This is a genomic window from Polynucleobacter sp. JS-Mosq-20-D10 (assembly GCF_018687755.1).
Taxonomy (GTDB): Bacteria; Pseudomonadota; Gammaproteobacteria; order Burkholderiales; family Burkholderiaceae; genus Polynucleobacter.
Window position 1 is genome coordinate 301,395 of sequence record NZ_CP061305.1, and the last position, 16,634, is coordinate 318,028.

Consider the following 16,634-nt stretch of genomic DNA (forward strand, 5'->3'; position numbering starts at 1 on the left):
CCATAAGAGAGGATTTTTGATAATCTCTCACTTAAAGGAGTGCTAAATATGGCAAAAGACCAACGTCTTAAACCCGAGCAAATCGTCACCTTATTGCGTCAAATCGATGTTTTAACCACCAATGGCAAAACCCTAGCCCAAGCTTGTAAAGAAGTGGGCACGGTTGAGCAAAGCTACTATCGCTGGCGCAAGATCTATGGTGGTATGAAAGTCGATCAGGCACGTAAGTACAATGATCTGGAGGTGGAAAATACCCGGCTTAAGAAGCTCGTAGCGGACTTATCGCTACGAGAAGTCATGCTCAAGGAAGTCATTAAGGGAAACTTCTAAGCCCTGCTAAACGCAAAACAGCTGCTCAGGTGTTGATGAATAAATACTCAACATCAGAGCGCTTAGCTTGTGAATTAGTGGGGCTATCCAGAGCAGCGTATCGGTACATGCCATTACCTAGAGATGACGAAGAGCCGCTTAGAGCCGAGGTCATCCGGATGGCTAGCACCTATGGCCGGTATGGCTATCGCTTTATTGCCAGCATGATGCGTAATGTTGGTTGGGGACAAGCGACTACCGCCAAGGTCGCTCGCATTTGGCGGCAAGAAGGCTTAAAGATCCCACAAAAGTAGCCTCCTAGAGGTAGACTCTGGCTCTCCGATGGCAGTTGTATGAGGCTGCGAGCTACTGCCCCCAATCATGTGTGGAGTTACGACTTTGTCTTTATTAGAGATGCTTATGGTGGCAAGATCCGGATGCTCACCATGATTGATGAGTTCACCAGGAAATGCTTAACGATCCACTGCGCCAGAAGAATTGGCTCGACCCAAGTGATTGAACAACTGGCCAACGCCATGATTGAAAACGGTATCCCAGAGTACATCCGAAGTGATAACGGCCCAGAATTTATTGCTAAAGAGCTACGCAGTTGGTTATCTGGTATTGGAGTGAAGACTGCTTACATTGAACCAGGGAGTGCTTGGGAGAATGGCTTTTGTGAGAGCTTTAACGGCACCTTCAGAGACAACCTTTTGGATGGGGAGATCTTTTACAACCTTAAAGAAGCCCAAATTATCGTGGGGGAGTGGGTCAAGCACTATAACCATGTTAGGCCACATAGTGCATTAGATTATAGACCACCAGCACCCCAAACCCAAGCACCCAAAATCAACCCATGTTGCTGCAATGATTTACTATAGAAATACTCTCTTTGGTAGTGGACCTAAATTGACAGCAGTTCAGTGGTTACCTTGGTGAAGGAGATATCGTGCGCTTTGAAAATACGTACGGTAAAGATTAATTGTGAAATGAAAAACTGCAATATGTGAGCGAGAAAAAAATCATCGTTGTTACAAGCATTAGGGGGCAAGATAGATCTTACTTAGTAGAACTCCTATTGAAAGGGTAATACTTCATGACAGTAAGCACCATAACTCATATACTGAGCGTTTCGATCATCATCATTTTAGCAAAAATATATCTATTAACCGATCATAAATTATGTTTCCTTTTCAAAATATTCCAAAATCATTAGTCGTTAAATATTTAAATTTCGCTGATAAAAATAAGGAGTTAAATCGCTCAGAGGTTATTATTAAATTAATTATCTTCGACTTTGTTATCCCAATTCTTCGAAAATATAAGCATAATGAAATTCTTGAAATTGGATGTGGTCAAGGTATTCATGGGGCCCTTTTATCGTTATTTGGGAATGTTAAAATTACTGATTTGGCTCAGACTGAGAATTGGATGGGGGATGCTGCCTCAATAAGGAAAAGTGTATTAGATGGCTTGGCAGTAGATAGAGTCGAATTCATGTCCAACGATGGGTTGAGCCTCCCCTATCCAGACTGTTTTTTTGATGTCGTTTACCACAATTCAGTAATCGAGCATGTGCCGGATGTTGTTGCCTTCAATAGCGAAATTAAAAGAGTTTTAAAGCCTGGGGGGCTAGTTTTATGCATTACAGGAACAAGATTACTTTGTATTTTCCGATTATTTAGATACTACCTATGTCGACAGCCGCTACAATTTTTTATCAATATGCGGAAGATGTCCCACTATCCTAAGATTATTAGATTGTTAGTATCGGAAAATGCGCCTGAGAAAGAATTAAGCATTTCCAGCAGAGAATTCTATAAGATAATTCCAAGGTTATCTCATTATTTAAAAAACCCAGCTTATAATGAAATATTAATTAGAACATTGGCAACTGAATCTGGACTGAGTGTCAATACTCTTTTGTCTGGAGTAGCTAAGTATCTAGAGACTCATAGGCTTGCCAGAGTTTATTTGTATTTACTCCCCGTAACGCATGGCCAGCATTATAGAGGTATTTGGCATGAGTATCGAGAGTGGGGTATTAACAATTGGCTTAAAACCTTCAAAGAGGCGGATTTAATTGTGGTCGATGTAATGCCTTATAGATTTCAGCATCTTTTGGAGTGGACGCCATTCAGAATACTTAATGTGATTGGATATTTATTGGCGATCCCCATAATCCGGGTTATCAATAAATCAATAAAAGTTAGCTGGTCTAGCGAGTTTATTTTAGTTGCTAAAAAAAAGTAAACCGACAATCACTCGGCTAGTCTTATAAGTACATTAAAGCGAACAGATTCAACTATATTTATGACATGAGGATTACAATGATCTTCATACGGAAAAACAACATTAAAAAATATGGTATCTAAATTAAGTCTAGTTGACTATTTAAGGAAAAAATACAATCACAGCTCCGAAAACCTCTTTTTTTTCGTTTTTGCCTGGTGGAAAATCATAGTGGCTTTTGGGGGAATTGGTTTAATTTGCACCTTTATTTTTTTAAAACCACAAGCTGAGGTATTCGAAGTTAATGCCTTGATAAAATTGCCCCAATATTTTGATTTAGCCAAGAGAAATTACTCTACTCTGCAGTCTGCAGATGAGCTAATGAATGAGTCTCAAAAACAATTGGAGAAAATAAATCTACTATGTGGGGCGTTTGATTTAAATAGTGTCCGCAGATTGAGTGTTGCGCCTAATCCTAAAATTCAAAACACACTCGATTACAAAATTTATATTAAGACCCCAGATGATGCTCAGAAGTGTATATCAGAGTGGATTAAATTTGTTGATCAATCTTACAGTACCCAATTAAAAATTAGGGCTCATCTTTTGAGCAAAGCCCTTTCAGATCTTGACACTTTAAACAACACTTCTAATAAGGCCAAGCGCATTCAGCCTGAGGCAATAAATTTGATATCTATAGATTTGCTTTCATTGAATAGTATTTCTTACTCAGAATTGGTTTCTGAAATAACAATAGTGCCGGTGGAGCATAGGGGTAAAAGGTTTATTTCAATTCTTTGGGGTACTTTTTTGGGTCTTTTATTTGGTCTTTTAATTGCAATCCTATTTAATTCAAGATTGAAAAAAAAGAATATAGGTTTTAGATAATTTAGGAGGCATGCTTTGAGAGTTCTTGTTACTGGGGCCGCTGGATTTATTGGTTCTGCGCTAGCCTTGCGTTTACTTGCAAGGGGTGATGAAGTAATTGGGGTTGATAATCACAATAATTACTATAGCCAAACTCTAAAGGAGGATCGCTTACAGCGACATGTAGATCATCCTGGCTATACGCATCAACGACTCGATCTTGCTGATCGGGATTCAGCTGCTCACTTATTTAAAGTGTACAGGCCAGATAGAGTAGTTCATTTAGCTGCTCAGGCTGGAGTTCGCTATTCCCTGGAGAATCCTGCCGCATACATAGATAGCAATTTAGTGGGTTTTGGAAATGTCCTTGAGGGATGCCGTCAATACAAAGTGGACCACCTTGTCTATGCAAGCTCATCTAGTGTTTATGGAGCAAATGTGAAACTTCCATTTTCAGTGCATGACAATGTTGACCATCCTTTGAGTTTGTATGCGGCAACTAAAAAGGCTAATGAGCTTATGGCGCATTCCTATAGTCATTTATATGACTTACCATCTACTGGACTACGTTTTTTTACCGTATACGGCCCCTGGGATCGGCCGGATATGGCGCTTCAAAAATTTGCTACTAGCATTATGCGGGGAGAGGTAATAAAAGTCTTTAATAATGGCAATCATTTGCGTGACTTTACTTTCATTGATGATATTGTTGAAGGGGTTATCTGTGCATTAGATAACATCGCTGCGCCTAATATTCGGTGGGCTGAGGGCAATCCTGACTCAGGTACTAGTTTTGCCCCATGGCGTGTTTACAACATAGGCAATAGTCAGCCGGTAAAGCTGTTAGATTATGTAGCTCAACTTGAAAATGCCCTCGGCACTAAGGCAAACATTGAGTTGCTTCCACTCCAGGCAGGGGATCTTCTGGATACATGGGCAAACATTGATGATTTAGTCTCTGATTTTAACTACAGACCTAACACCCCTATTAAGCGCGGCGTAGAAAAATTTGTGGAGTGGTTTAAGTCTTACTACAAAATATGATTAAGCCTACTTTCTAGTATTTTGTAATGGCTTGAATATTAATACTTTGCTGCTGATGGCTTTTTTGTAAAAACTAATGAATTAAACTATCGGAAGATCAAGTTTTTCTAATCCGATTTAACGTGAGGTTGATAAATGTTACGCTTTGCTTTGGTTGGATGCGGAAGGATCGCTAAGAAGCACTCGGAATTATTGGGTTTGGAGCAAATTGATGGCGGTCGATTGGTTGCTGTATGTGATTTGGATAAAAATAAAGCTCAGACTGTAGCGAAGAATTATTCTGTGCCATTTTATGTTGATATGCACGATATGATGATGTCAGAACATATCGATGTTGTTGTGGTTCTAACGGAGAGTGGAAATCATGCGACCAATGTGGTTGAGCTAGCGCAATATCGAAAGCATATTGTGGTTGAAAAGCCAATGGCTTTAACCGTAGCTGATTCTGATTTAATGATTCGTGCGTGTGACGAAGCCGGAATAAAATTATTTGTTGTCAAACAGAATCGTTTTAATGTCCCAGTTATTAAGTTGCGTGATGCGATTGAAAAGCAAAGATTTGGCAAAATGGTGTTAGGAACCGTTCGGGTTAGATGGTGTCGAACACAAGAGTATTATGACCAAGCCCCGTGGCGCGGGACTTGGTTGATGGACGGTGGCGTTCTAACAAATCAAGCTAGTCACCATATAGATCTTCTCGAATGGATGGTCGGTGATGTTGAGAGTGTATTTGCCCGTAGTGTAACTGCATTAGCAAATATTGAAGCTGAAGATACAGCGGTAGTCGTGCTTAAATTTCAAAATGGTGCCCTAGGTGTTATTGAGGCTACAACTGCGACTCGCCCAAAAGATCTTGAAGGATCAATTTCAATATTAGGCGAGGGCGGTACGGTTGAAATTGGAGGTTTTGCTGTAAATGAAATGAAAGTTTGGAATTTTGCAAAGCTAGAGGCAGGAGATAGCGATGTTATAAAAAATTATTCAGTCAACCCCCCAAATATTTATGGATTTGGGCATAAAGCATATTACGAGCATGTTGTTGATTGCATTAAAAATAATCGCAAACACCTTGTCGATGGCCTTGAGGGTCGCAAGAGTATTGAGTTAATTAATGCAATTTATGAATCTATTGAGACTGGTAAAGAAGTCTTTTTAAGATTTAAGCCGCAGTTAGGTAGGCTTGGTGGGGGTTTATGAGCTCAGAAAAGATTTATGAATCTAAGATTATCGATGTAACTTTCGGAGTTGATGTAACTATCATTAATCCAGTCAATATTTACGAATGTTTTATTGGAGATAAGGCCTTTATAGGCCCATTTGTTGAGATACAAAAAGGGGTAATTATTGGTGCAAGCTCAAAGATTCAGTCTCACACTTTCATATGTGAACTAGTAGAGATAGGTGAGTATTGCTTTGTAGGTCATGGCGTGATGTTTATTAATGATTTATTTGAAGAAGGTGCTCCAGCAAGGGGAAATCGCTCATTTTGGAAGCGCACTCGAATTGAGAGTAATGTGTCAATTGGTAGTAATGCAACAATCTTACCTGTTTTTATATGTAGCAATACTGTTATTGGGGCCGGATCTGTGGTGACAAAAGATATTGTTGTGCCTGGAGTCTATGCTGGCAATCCTGCAAAATTAATAAGAAAAATAATCCTCGGTTGATGAAAATGAATTTCAAAATTCCATCTGTTGACTTATACGAACAATACTTAAATATTCAAGGTGAAATTGACAGTGTCATTAAGGATGTTATCAAAAGCTCTTCATTTATTCGTGGGCCATATGTGGATAATTTTGAGAAAATGTTTGCTCAAATTATGGAGCGAAAGTACTGTGTCTCATGCGCAAATGGAACCGACTCCTTGTATATTGCTATGCGGGCTCTAGATGTTGGGCCGGGTGATGAAGTTATTGTGCCGGCCCATTCTTGGATATCAACAGCTGAAACAGTTACCCAAGCTGGCGCCAACATAGTTTTTTGCGATGTCGATAAAGAAACTTTTACTATCGACCCGGCTGCCCTTGAGTCAAAAATCACGACGAAGACTGTTGGGGTAATACCAGTTCATCTTTATGGTCAACCGGCTAATATGCATAAAATTATGGATATAGCAGATAGGAATAAATTATGGGTAATAGAGGATTGCGCCCAAGCACATCTTGCACGTTGCAATGGAAAGTTAGTTGGCACTTTTGGAATAGCTGCCTCTTATTCTTTTTACCCAGGTAAAAATTTAGGCGCGATGGGGGATGCTGGTGCAATAACAACAAACGATGAATTTCTCGCAGATAAGATGGCAATGTTTGCACGTCATGGTGGATTAAAAAAAGGCGAACATAAAATTGAGGGAATAAATAGTAGGCTTGATGGAATTCAGGCTGCAATATTGTCGGTTAAACTACCACATCTTCTAAATTGGACAAAATTGCGTCAATCGCACGCCAGTCGATACGCTAAAATGCTTTCACCGATAAAAAAAATAACCGTACCAAAAGTAGCTGAGGAAATGGAGCATGTATGGCATTTATATGTTGTTAAGCATGAAAAACGTGACGAATTAGCAAAATATCTCAATTCACGTGGAATTCAAACAACGATTAATTATCCAGTTGCACTCCCTTTTTTAAGGGCCTATGCTCGATTTCAGCACATCCCAGAGGAATTTCCAAACGCACACTTTAATCAATCAAGAATTCTATCGATACCAATATATCCAGAATTAACCTATGAAAAAATAGATCAAGTTGTTGAGGCTATCGATAGTTATTGCAAGCTGAAATGAATGTTAGATAAAAAATTATTGGAGCTATATTATCCAATGAGTAGTGATTTGAGGGGGGAGAAGTGTTGAATGCAGAAAATTCAAAAATTGCAATAATAGGCCTGGGTTATGTTGGTCTACCATTAGCGGTTGAGTTTGGAAAAAATAGGTTAGTACTTGGATATGACATTAATAGCGAGCGAATTCGAGAGCTAAAGTCAGGAAAAGACAGCACCTTAGAAATTCCAGCACAGGATCTTTGTAAATCTAGGCTACTTGAATTTACTGAAGATGCTTCTAGACTTAAGGAATGTGACATTTTCATTGTTACGGTTCCCACTCCGATTGACCGAGCTAATCGCCCAGATTTGAATCCAATTATAAGTGCGAGTAGGATTGTTGGAGGTGCTTTAAGGGTTGGATCCATAGTAATCTATGAGTCTACTGTTTATCCAGGATGCACTGAAGAGGTTTGTGTTCCGATCCTTGAGAAAGAATCTAATTTGAAATTTAATAAAGATTTCTACTGTGGATATAGTCCCGAAAGAGTTAACCCTGGGGATAAAGTCAATACTTTGACAAAGATAAAAAAAATAACGAGCGGCAGTACGCCGGAGGTTGCAAATAAGATTGATGCACTTTATGCAAGTATTATTAAAGCTGGAACTTGGATGGTGAGTTCAATAAAAGTTGCAGAGGCTGCAAAAGTGATTGAGAACAGCCAGCGTGATCTTAATATTGCATTTGTAAATGAGCTATCTGTTATTTTTGAGCGACTCCAAATAGATACAACAGAGGTACTTCAAGCTGCAGGCAGCAAGTGGAATTTTTTACCTTTTCGACCAGGAATGGTCGGGGGTCACTGTATTGGGGTTGACCCATATTATTTGACACATAAAGCTGAGGAGCTTGGTTATCACCCTCAAGTTATTTTAGCTGGACGGCGAATAAACGATAATATGGCAAGGTATGTAGCGAGAAATGTTATTCGATTAATGTTAAAAAATGGAATCGATGTATCACGTAGTACTGTTGGTGTAATGGGGGTTACCTTTAAAGAAAACTGTCCGGATATTCGCAATAGTAAGGTTATTGATTTAATTAATGAGCTTAAGCAGTGGAGTGTGAATGTGATTGTCGTCGATTCTTGGGCTAATCACACTGAAGTTTTAAGCGATTATGGAATTAAATTATCGGATCTAGATTGTCTTAATAATTTAGATTCACTGGTCGTGGCAGTTGGTCACGAGGAATACCGAAATTTAAAGCCCGCGGAACTTAGGGAGAGATGCAAGTCAAGTCTGCCGGTATTGGCAGATGTAAAAGCGCTTTTTGATAAACAAGAATCAATTAATGCGGGTTTTACGACATTTCGTTTGTAGAAAGTTGGGATCTATATGATGCGCTATAAACACATTGTTGAGTCAGAAAAGATTAAGGTTGCAATTGTCGGTTGTGGTCGAATATCAAAAAATCATTTCGAGTCAATTGAAATATTCAAAAATGATTTGAGATTAGTTGCACTATGCGATGTTGACACCGCTATTTTAGATAAATTTACCAATGAATACAAAGTGCCAGGTTATCTTGACCTTGAGGAAATGTTTGCAATAGAGTCAATTGATCTTGTGATTCTATGCACTCCAAGTGGATTGCATGCACAACAAACTATACTTGCGGCAGAATATAAAATAAATGTGATGACTGAAAAGCCAATGGCCACTCGTTGGCGGGATGGTATACGCATGGTTCAGGCATGCGATAAAGCTTGTGTTCGCCTATTTGTTGTAAAGCAAAATAGGTATAACGCTACCTTGCAGCTTTTGAAGCGTGCATTGACTGAGAAAAGATTTGGAAGGATTCACCTGGTTCAAGTAAACGTATTTTGGAATCGACCTCAATCTTATTATGATCAGGGTAGCGGTTGGAGGGGGACCTGGGAGTTTGATGGGGGGGCGTTTATGAACCAGGCTAGTCATTACGTTGATTTGCTTGATTGGTTGATTGGACCAGTTGAGAGACTGCAGGCTATGACGAGTACAACTAGAGAAATTGAGGTTGAGGATACAGGTGTTTTGAATATTAAGTGGAGAAACGGCGCCCTGGGATCGATGAGTGTGACCATGTTAACTTACCCCAAAAACTTGGAGGGCAGTATCACAATTTTGGGCGAAAAGGGCACCGTTAAAATTGGTGGAGTGGCTGTAAATGAAATTAAGGAATGGGCATTTGAGGATAGGATGGATTACGATTTGTCCATTAGTGCCGCCAATTACGATACAACTTCAGTATATGGGGTCGGGCATCCAATCTACTATCAAAATGTCATACAAGTAATGCGTGGACAAGAGGAACCTGTAACAGATGGGCGTGAAGGCTTGAAATCCCTGGAATTAATTATTGCCGCATATATGTCGTCAAAAGATGGTAAAACAATCTCAATACCGCTTGAGTTTTGATTTATAAATGCTACCTAATGTTGCTTGAAGTTATCTGAATATGAGTCCATCAATCAATCAATATCATGATGTTGATATTCACTCGAGTGCTATTATCGATGATGGAGCTCAGATTGGGGTAAGAAGTCGGATATGGCACTTTTCTCATATCTCTGGCGGAGCCAGAGTTGGGTGTAACGTATCCATTGGGCAAAATGTTTTTATCGGAAATAGAGTCACAATTGGAAATAATTGTAAGATACAAAATAATGTCTCCATTTACGATGGGGTAATCCTGGAGGATGGGGTGTTTTGTGGCCCAAGTATGGTTTTTACAAATGTATATAACCCTCGATCTCTCGTTGAGAGAAAAAGCGAATATCGAAACACCATTGTTAAGATGGGGGCAACCTTAGGCGCAAATTGTACAATTGTTTGCGGAGTGGTGGTTGAAAAATTCGCTTTCATTGGTGCAGGCACTCTGGTGAATGAAGATGTCAAGCCTTATGCATTGATGGTGGGAGTTCCCGCCAAGCAAATAGGCTGGATGAGTGAGTTTGGGGAGCGAATTCCTTTGTCAATGACTGGCGATGAAGGACGCTATAAGTGCCCTCATACTATGCAGATCTATCGCTTAATTGGTGGCCAGGTTGTCAGAGAAGAATGATGAATATCCCTTTTGTTGACCTAAGATCGCAATATGAATTTTTAAAACCAAAAATTCACGATCGAATCAATAAAGTGCTAGAACATGGTGTATACATCATGGGTCCAGAGGTTTCTGAGTTAGAGGATAGGCTGAAAGCATTTACAAATTCAAAGTATTGCATCACCGTTTCAAGTGGAACAGAAGCGTTGCTTATCAGCCTAATGGCATTAGGTGTTGGTCAGGGCGATGAAGTTATAACAACTCCATTTACATTTGCCGCGACCATTGAGGTTATCGTCCTTCTTGGTGCAACCCCAATCTTTGTAGATATCGAGCATGATACTTGCAATATAGATACAAAGTTGCTGAAGGAGAAGATAAGCCTAAATACAAAAGCAATTATTCCGGTAAGTCTGTATGGACAACCTGCAAATATGGACGAAATAAACCATTTAGCAGCTCACCATGGCAATATTGCTGTTGTGGAAGATGGCGCTCAAAGCTTTGGCTCTACATATAGGAATGAAAAAAGTTGCAATCTAAGCACGATTGGCTGTACCAGCTTTTTTCCCAGTAAGCCACTGGGATGTTATGGAGATGGTGGAGCAATTTTTACTAATGATGAATCAATTGCGCATGCCTGTCGAGAAATCAGAATTCATGGGCAATCAGATCGTTATGTGCATAGTAGAGTGGGTGTTGGGGGCCGCATGGACACTCTGCAGTGTGCAATTCTTTTGGCAAAGCTCGATTACTTTGATCAAGAAATTCTAAATCGGAGTAGGTTGGGCAATATTTACAATGAACTTCTTGATGAAGCTGGCATATCAAGAGTTATGCAGAAACATGACAGAACTAGTGTATTTGCGCAGTACACGATATTTACAAATCGTCGCAAACTTGTACAAGAGAAATTGACGGCCGCCGGTTTTCCAACTGCCATTCACTACCCCGTGCCAATGAATGAGCAACCGGCATATAAGGATTTTTGCTGCACAGGCTGTACTCCTGTTGCGCAAAAAGTTGCAGGCCAAGTGCTAAGTCTGCCGATGAGTGCATATTTGCGTGAGGACGACATTGTAAAAATTGTGGAAGCCATTTCACGAATTTCTTATTAGCTTCAGTTATGAAAATAATAACCATACTTGGAGCAAGGCCGCAATTTATAAAAGCGGCAACAGTAAGTCGTGCTTTTAAGAGCTATACAAGCATCGAGGAAAAAATTCTTCATACAGGACAACATTTTGATTCAAATATGTCCGATGTCTTTTTTGATCAAATGGATTTGCCGCAACCAACATTTAATCTTGGAATTGCAAGCTTATCTCACGGGGCCATGATGGGGCGTATGCTAGAGGGGATAGAGCATATATTGATGTCTGAGAGGCCGGATCAGGTTTTGGTCTATGGCGATACTAACTCAACACTAGCAGGTGCGTTAGCAGCTTGTAAGCTCCATTTACCTGTTATTCATATTGAAGCTGGTCTTAGATCTCATAATTTAATCATGCCAGAGGAAGTCAATCGTGTATTAACCGATAGGATTTCCAGTACATTGTTTTGCCCAAGTGCAGTGGCAGTTTCAAATCTTAAAAGCGAGGGATTCCCTTATACAAATACCAAAAGCCAGGATCAGATTGTTATTAATGTTGGTGATGTTATGTATGACGCAATATTGTATTATCAAGAGAAAGCGAAATTGATAATCTCTCTTGATAATTGGGAAATTAAAGAAAAGGAATATGCACTTTGCACACTTCATAGGGCTGAGAATACGGATGATCCTAAAAAATTAGAGGCAATTTTTCAAGCATTGCAAATAATAAATGAAACATTGGATATTGTTATGCCGATTCATCCAAGAACGTATAGTTTAATAAAAAGATTAGGGAGGCAGGATTGGTTAAGTGGATTACGCATTCTTGAACCCCTGCCATATCTTGAAATGCAGAGATTGGAAATGGGCGCTCAATTGGTATTGACAGATTCCGGCGGCATCCAAAAAGAGTCATATTTTCATAAAGTTCCCTGTATAACGTTAAGGGATGAAACTGAGTGGGTTGAGACTGTTGAAATGGGATGGAATGTTTTGACTGGCGCCAATTTCGAAAAAATTATAGCGGCCTTTAGTCGTCGAGTTTTGCCAAATTCTAATGTAGAAAAAAGTGTTTACGGCAATGGAGATGCGGCAAAAAAAATTGCTAATTATGTTTGGGGAAATTTATGATTTTTGTTTTGCTGCCTGCCTTAAATGAAGAGAAATCTTTGCCGACGTTGATTCCCAAATTAAATACTGAATTAAGTAATTTTAATGAGGGTTATAAAATAATAGTTTGCAATGATGGAAGCACTGATGGTACTCAAAAAATGTTGGAGGATTTTAAAAGAAGCATACCTTTAGAAATTATTCATCACAAAATTAATCGTGGCTTGGGGGAGTCCTCAAGGGATCTATTTGAGCTTGCAAGTCAGCTATCTAGTGCTGGCGATGTGATTGTGCGCCTTGATTGTGACGATACTCATGAGCCAGAGTTTATACCTAACCTAATTAATAAAATCAGAGAAGGTTACGATGTTGTAGTTGCTTCGCGCTTTGCTGAGGGCGGTGGCCAACTTGGAGTAAATTCCTACCGTACTTTTATTAGTTATGGAGCAAACTCCTTTATGAAATTATTTTTTCCAATCAAGGGACTTCGAGAATATTCATGTGGGTTTCGTGCATACAGGGCCGAGAAAATTAAGGAGGCGGTTAGTTTTTTTGGAAATAACTTTATTCAATTAAAGGGTCTAGGCTTTACATGCACCCTGGAAAAGGTGGTGAAATTAAAATTACTTGATGCCAAATTCACTGAAGTCCCCTTTATACTTCGTTATGACCAAAAGCAAAGTAGTAGCAAAATGGTAGGAAGCGTAACAACTTTGGGATATATTGTTATGACAATTCTTTATTACTGGCCGTGGGGTGGCTGGAGAAACTCCATAAAATCAAGACACGCTAATTGGAGTTTATCTAATGATCATTTTCAGTAGCCTAATTACAATCCAATTAACTTAAAGTATCGTTATAAATGTGTGGAATAGTTGCCCTCCTGGTTGATGGCCTAGATATCTCTTTTCGAAAACCTTTGGTCTCAGAAATGTTGGATAAAATTTCACATCGAGGTCCTGACGGTGCTGGTATAGACTATGTTAATGCCCAAGCTTTGCTTGGGCATTGCCGTTTAGCAGTAATTGATGTTGATAATGGGCAGCAACCCATGACTTCTAGATGCGGTCGATATAAATTAGTTTTTAATGGTGAAATCTATAACTATTTAGAGTTGGCTCTTGAGTTACGTGCAATTGGAGTGTCTTTAAAAACAGCATCAGATACTGAAGTTCTTCTCCAGCTACTAATCCACCGCGGAATAGCAGCCCTACCAACGCTCAATGGAATGTTTTCTTTTGTCTTTCATGATCGTCAGAGTGGTTCATGGGTAGCAGCGAGAGATCATTTTGGAATTAAACCACTTTACTATTCAAAGACATCAAATGAGCTAATTTTTTCCTCTGAAATTAAGGCAATCTTATGTCATCCTGAGATTCATGTTGAGAGGGATGATAAGTCTCTTGAGCAGTACATGTCATTTCAATTTTGCCTTGATGATAGGACACTTTTTAAAAATGTTCTAAAAATTGAACCTGGACATTATCTTACTGGGACTGGCAATCGAATTGAATCTAATATATCGTATTGGAAGCAAGATTATCAAGTTGATTATGAACATACTGAAACATGGTTTAGAGAAAAACTTCTTTACTTGCTTGAGGACAGTACGATGCTTCAAATGCGTTCCGATGTTCCAGTCGGATCCTATGTATCGGGTGGTATAGATTCTAGTCTGGTTGCTGTACTAGCTTCAAGGCATTCGGATGGTCGAATGCCGGTGTTTCATGGAAGATTTAAAGATGGGTCTCAATATGATGAATCAAAATATGCAAAGATTTTAATTGAACATTCTAATTGCGATTATTTTGAAGTAGTGCCAACAGATCAAGATTTTGTAGATCTGATACCTAAATTGATATATGCTCTAGATGAACCTCTCGCTGGTCCTGGCGTATTTCCCCAATATTTGGTCAGTAAGCTTGCGGCAGAGCATGTGAAAGTAGTTCTGGGAGGACAAGGCGGTGATGAGATATTTGGTGGATATGCTAGATACCTCATTGGCTACCTCGAGCAGGCTCTAAAGGGTGCAATATTCGAAAGCCAGGAAGAAGGAAATCACCTGGTAACGCTAGAATCAATTGTTCCCAATCTCGCTATTTTGAAAGAGTACACTCCATTGATTAAGCAGTTTTGGAGCAGAGGGCTTTTTGATAATATGGATAGCAGATACTTCCATTTAATTGATCGAAGTAAGGATATTAAAGAAATATTAAATCCAGATTTGATAAAAACCTTTAATCGTGATGGATTATTCTCTGATTTTCAAAGAATTTTTAACAATCCAGAAACCACTTCGTATATTAATAAGATGACGTATTTTGATCAAAAAACTTTATTACCAGCGCTGTTACAAGTTGAGGATAGGGTAAGTATGGCGCATTCAATTGAATCAAGGGTACCATTGCTAGATTACCGGATTATGGATTTAGTTACACAAATGCCTCCCCAGTTAAAGTTTCAAGGTGGTAAAACAAAACATATCTTAAAGAAATCAGTTTCACATATATTGCCGAAACCAATTCTTAATCGCAAGGATAAGATGGGATTTCCGGTGCCCCTAGCTGAGTGGATGAGGGGTGGCGTGGTGAGAGATTTTGTTGCTGACACCTTATTATCCAAAGCTAGTGTTGAGAGAAATATTTTTACAAAAAAAGCGCTAGAAAGTATGATAATTAATCAGGGTGTTGGCTCAAGACAGTTATGGGGCGCGCTAAGCCTTGAAATTTGGCATCAACAATTTATAGATGCATAAAATCGAAATCAATATTCCAAATGCTGCGCTTATTAAAGAACATGCTTTAATTTCTTTACGGCAATTCTGGGTGGAAAACAGTAATGAAATTTCACTTCTTCCAATAGAAGAACTTAATCATAAATTTGAGGCTGTTTTACCTCTAAAATTAAAAAAAGTTTTACTTCCTGAGTGGGCTAAATATGTAGGTGTTGATGGGTATTTACTTGTTCCGCATGAATTAATTCCTGTTAATTGCTTAGAGACCGATTTAACTTTATGGCAAAAAATAGACTGGTGGCTGGCAATTTTTTTACTTTTAGAGGGCTGGCATGAGCGGCAATGGGAAGTTATAAATGGGCCAATTCATTCGTATAGTTTTAGATTAAAGGCTTGGGATGCTCGTGCGTGGGACCACGCTTGGGTTAATCGAATTGCATTTTTTTTGAGGGAATGGGCAGCACAGAGAAAATCAGTATCTCCGAACAAGCTATTTGGTCAGCTCCAGAATTCCAGCATCAAAATGACGCATGATGTTGATGCAGTAAGTAAAACGGCTGCAATAAGGATGAAGCAATCAATTTTTATGTTGGTGAATGCAATCTCCAGTGTCTTTAAGGTAAGGTCAACATTGTCCGGCGAGCTATTAAAAAATATTTTTCGTATGATATTTGGGTCGGAGAATTGGTGGAAATTTGACAGAATCTTGCTGCTAGAAAAAATTCCAGGCATAAAGGCTACATATCATTTTCATGTTGATTTTCGTAAAAAAACAATGAAAAGGTGGCTTCTTGATCCTGGATATGACATAAGAGACCCAAAACTTCTTAGATTATTAAAGCAAATTTTAGAGGATGGCCATATCATCGGAATTCATCCAAGCTTTGACGCATGGAGTAATTCAGCTTTGATTGCAAAGCAAAAAAAAGATCTAGAGGATCTGCTTGGAAAGAATATAGACGTATGTAGACAGCATTGGCTTCGTTTTAGCTGGGCTCAAACATGGGCTGCACAAGAAAATGCTACATTAAATTTGGATACAACTTTAATGTTTAATGATCGACCAGGGTTTAGGAATAGTGCTGCAATTGCCTGGCACCCTTGGAATCAGATTAAATCAACCCGCCATAGCATGATGGCAATGCCAACCATACTAATGGATTCACATTTGTATGATTATCAAATGCTAGATACTTTTGAAAGAAAAAAAAAGATGCTTTATTTGATTTCGGAGTGTCAAGCAGTGGCTGGATGCGCTTCTGTTCTTTGGCATCCTCATACCCTTTCTAAAGACTATGGGTGGTCTGAGGGATTTGAAGAATTAATTGAGTTGCTTTCTCATGCCCATGGTGTAAATAGTAATTAAAGTAAGTATTTCTTTAAGTTAA

At 39.1% G+C, this 16,634-nt stretch carries 14 protein-coding genes and 1 pseudogene; all 15 read left to right on the top strand.

The window, feature by feature from the left end; translation table 11 throughout:
• The first annotated feature begins 48 nt into the window (after positions 1–48).
• The 15 genes and pseudogenes from FD967_RS01595 (at position 49) to FD967_RS01665 (ending at position 16,612) form a co-directional block, all read left to right on the top strand.
• A pseudogene (locus FD967_RS01595) lies at positions 49–1,190 on the top strand (IS3 family transposase).
• 301 nt (positions 1,191–1,491) lie between these two features.
• The gene (locus tag FD967_RS01600) at positions 1,492–2,562 is read left to right on the top strand and encodes a class I SAM-dependent methyltransferase (RefSeq protein ID WP_215326347.1); all 1,071 of its coding nucleotides are present in this window, start codon (positions 1,492–1,494) and stop codon (positions 2,560–2,562) included.
• A gap of 111 nt (positions 2,563–2,673) precedes the next feature.
• Positions 2,674–3,429 carry a hypothetical protein gene (locus FD967_RS01605; protein ID WP_215326348.1) on the top strand — a complete coding sequence of 252 codons (756 nt, stop codon included), beginning with the start codon at positions 2,674–2,676 and terminating at the stop codon, positions 3,427–3,429.
• 15 nt (positions 3,430–3,444) lie between these two features.
• Entirely contained in the window at positions 3,445–4,452 is a 1,008-nt protein-coding gene (locus tag FD967_RS01610) for an NAD-dependent epimerase (RefSeq protein WP_215326349.1), read from the top strand.
• Between the two features lie 135 nt (positions 4,453–4,587).
• Entirely contained in the window at positions 4,588–5,649 is a 1,062-nt protein-coding gene (locus FD967_RS01615; protein WP_215326351.1) for a Gfo/Idh/MocA family protein, read from the top strand.
• Complete coding sequence (locus FD967_RS01620) at positions 5,646–6,119, top strand: acyltransferase (protein ID WP_215326352.1); 474 nt, start codon at positions 5,646–5,648, stop codon at positions 6,117–6,119. The genes FD967_RS01615 and FD967_RS01620 overlap by 4 nt, the downstream gene beginning before the upstream one ends.
• 5 nt (positions 6,120–6,124) lie before the next feature.
• Positions 6,125–7,240 carry a DegT/DnrJ/EryC1/StrS aminotransferase family protein gene (locus FD967_RS01625; protein WP_215326353.1) on the top strand — a complete coding sequence of 372 codons (1,116 nt, stop codon included), beginning with the start codon at positions 6,125–6,127 and terminating at the stop codon, positions 7,238–7,240.
• 65 nt (positions 7,241–7,305) lie between these two features.
• On the top strand, positions 7,306–8,601 hold the full coding sequence (locus tag FD967_RS01630) for a nucleotide sugar dehydrogenase (protein ID WP_215326354.1): 1,296 nt from the start codon (positions 7,306–7,308) through the stop codon (positions 8,599–8,601).
• A gap of 15 nt (positions 8,602–8,616) precedes the next feature.
• Positions 8,617–9,678, top strand: a complete 1,062-nt coding sequence (locus FD967_RS01635; RefSeq protein ID WP_371819305.1) for a Gfo/Idh/MocA family protein — start codon at positions 8,617–8,619, stop codon at positions 9,676–9,678.
• Between the two features lie 40 nt (positions 9,679–9,718).
• Positions 9,719–10,324 carry an acyltransferase gene (locus FD967_RS01640; protein WP_215326355.1) on the top strand — a complete coding sequence of 202 codons (606 nt, stop codon included), beginning with the start codon at positions 9,719–9,721 and terminating at the stop codon, positions 10,322–10,324.
• Complete coding sequence (locus tag FD967_RS01645) at positions 10,324–11,424, top strand: DegT/DnrJ/EryC1/StrS family aminotransferase (RefSeq protein ID WP_371819307.1); 1,101 nt, start codon at positions 10,324–10,326, stop codon at positions 11,422–11,424. Before FD967_RS01640 ends, FD967_RS01645 begins: the two co-directional genes overlap by 1 nt.
• Positions 11,425–11,432: 8 nt before the next feature.
• Entirely contained in the window at positions 11,433–12,533 is a 1,101-nt protein-coding gene (wecB, locus tag FD967_RS01650) for a non-hydrolyzing UDP-N-acetylglucosamine 2-epimerase (protein WP_215326356.1), read from the top strand.
• Positions 12,530–13,336, top strand: coding sequence for a glycosyltransferase family 2 protein (locus FD967_RS01655; protein ID WP_215326357.1), 807 nt, complete (start codon positions 12,530–12,532; stop codon positions 13,334–13,336). Before wecB ends, FD967_RS01655 begins: the two co-directional genes overlap by 4 nt.
• Positions 13,337–13,374: 38 nt before the next feature.
• Entirely contained in the window at positions 13,375–15,267 is a 1,893-nt protein-coding gene (asnB, locus tag FD967_RS01660) for an asparagine synthase (glutamine-hydrolyzing) (protein ID WP_215326359.1), read from the top strand.
• Positions 15,260–16,612, top strand: a complete 1,353-nt coding sequence (locus FD967_RS01665) for a hypothetical protein (protein WP_215326360.1) — start codon at positions 15,260–15,262, stop codon at positions 16,610–16,612. Before asnB ends, FD967_RS01665 begins: the two co-directional genes overlap by 8 nt.
• The last annotated feature ends 22 nt before the right edge of the window (positions 16,613–16,634 follow it).

Coding starts and splice junctions, on each gene's coding strand:
- FD967_RS01600 (WP_215326347.1), top strand. CDS start 1,492: ATGTTTCCTTTTCAAAATATTCCAAAATCATTAGTCGTTAAATATTTA.
- FD967_RS01605 (WP_215326348.1), top strand. CDS start 2,674: ATGGTATCTAAATTAAGTCTAGTTGACTATTTAAGGAAAAAATACAAT.
- FD967_RS01615 (WP_215326351.1), top strand. CDS start 4,588: ATGTTACGCTTTGCTTTGGTTGGATGCGGAAGGATCGCTAAGAAGCAC.
- FD967_RS01620 (WP_215326352.1), top strand. CDS start 5,646: ATGAGCTCAGAAAAGATTTATGAATCTAAGATTATCGATGTAACTTTC.
- FD967_RS01625 (WP_215326353.1), top strand. CDS start 6,125: ATGAATTTCAAAATTCCATCTGTTGACTTATACGAACAATACTTAAAT.
- FD967_RS01635 (WP_371819305.1), top strand. CDS start 8,617: ATGATGCGCTATAAACACATTGTTGAGTCAGAAAAGATTAAGGTTGCA.
- FD967_RS01640 (WP_215326355.1), top strand. CDS start 9,719: ATGAGTCCATCAATCAATCAATATCATGATGTTGATATTCACTCGAGT.
- FD967_RS01645 (WP_371819307.1), top strand. CDS start 10,324: ATGAATATCCCTTTTGTTGACCTAAGATCGCAATATGAATTTTTAAAA.
- wecB (WP_215326356.1), top strand. CDS start 11,433: ATGAAAATAATAACCATACTTGGAGCAAGGCCGCAATTTATAAAAGCG.
- FD967_RS01655 (WP_215326357.1), top strand. CDS start 12,530: ATGATTTTTGTTTTGCTGCCTGCCTTAAATGAAGAGAAATCTTTGCCG.
- asnB (WP_215326359.1), top strand. CDS start 13,375: ATGTGTGGAATAGTTGCCCTCCTGGTTGATGGCCTAGATATCTCTTTT.
- FD967_RS01665 (WP_215326360.1), top strand. CDS start 15,260: ATGCATAAAATCGAAATCAATATTCCAAATGCTGCGCTTATTAAAGAA.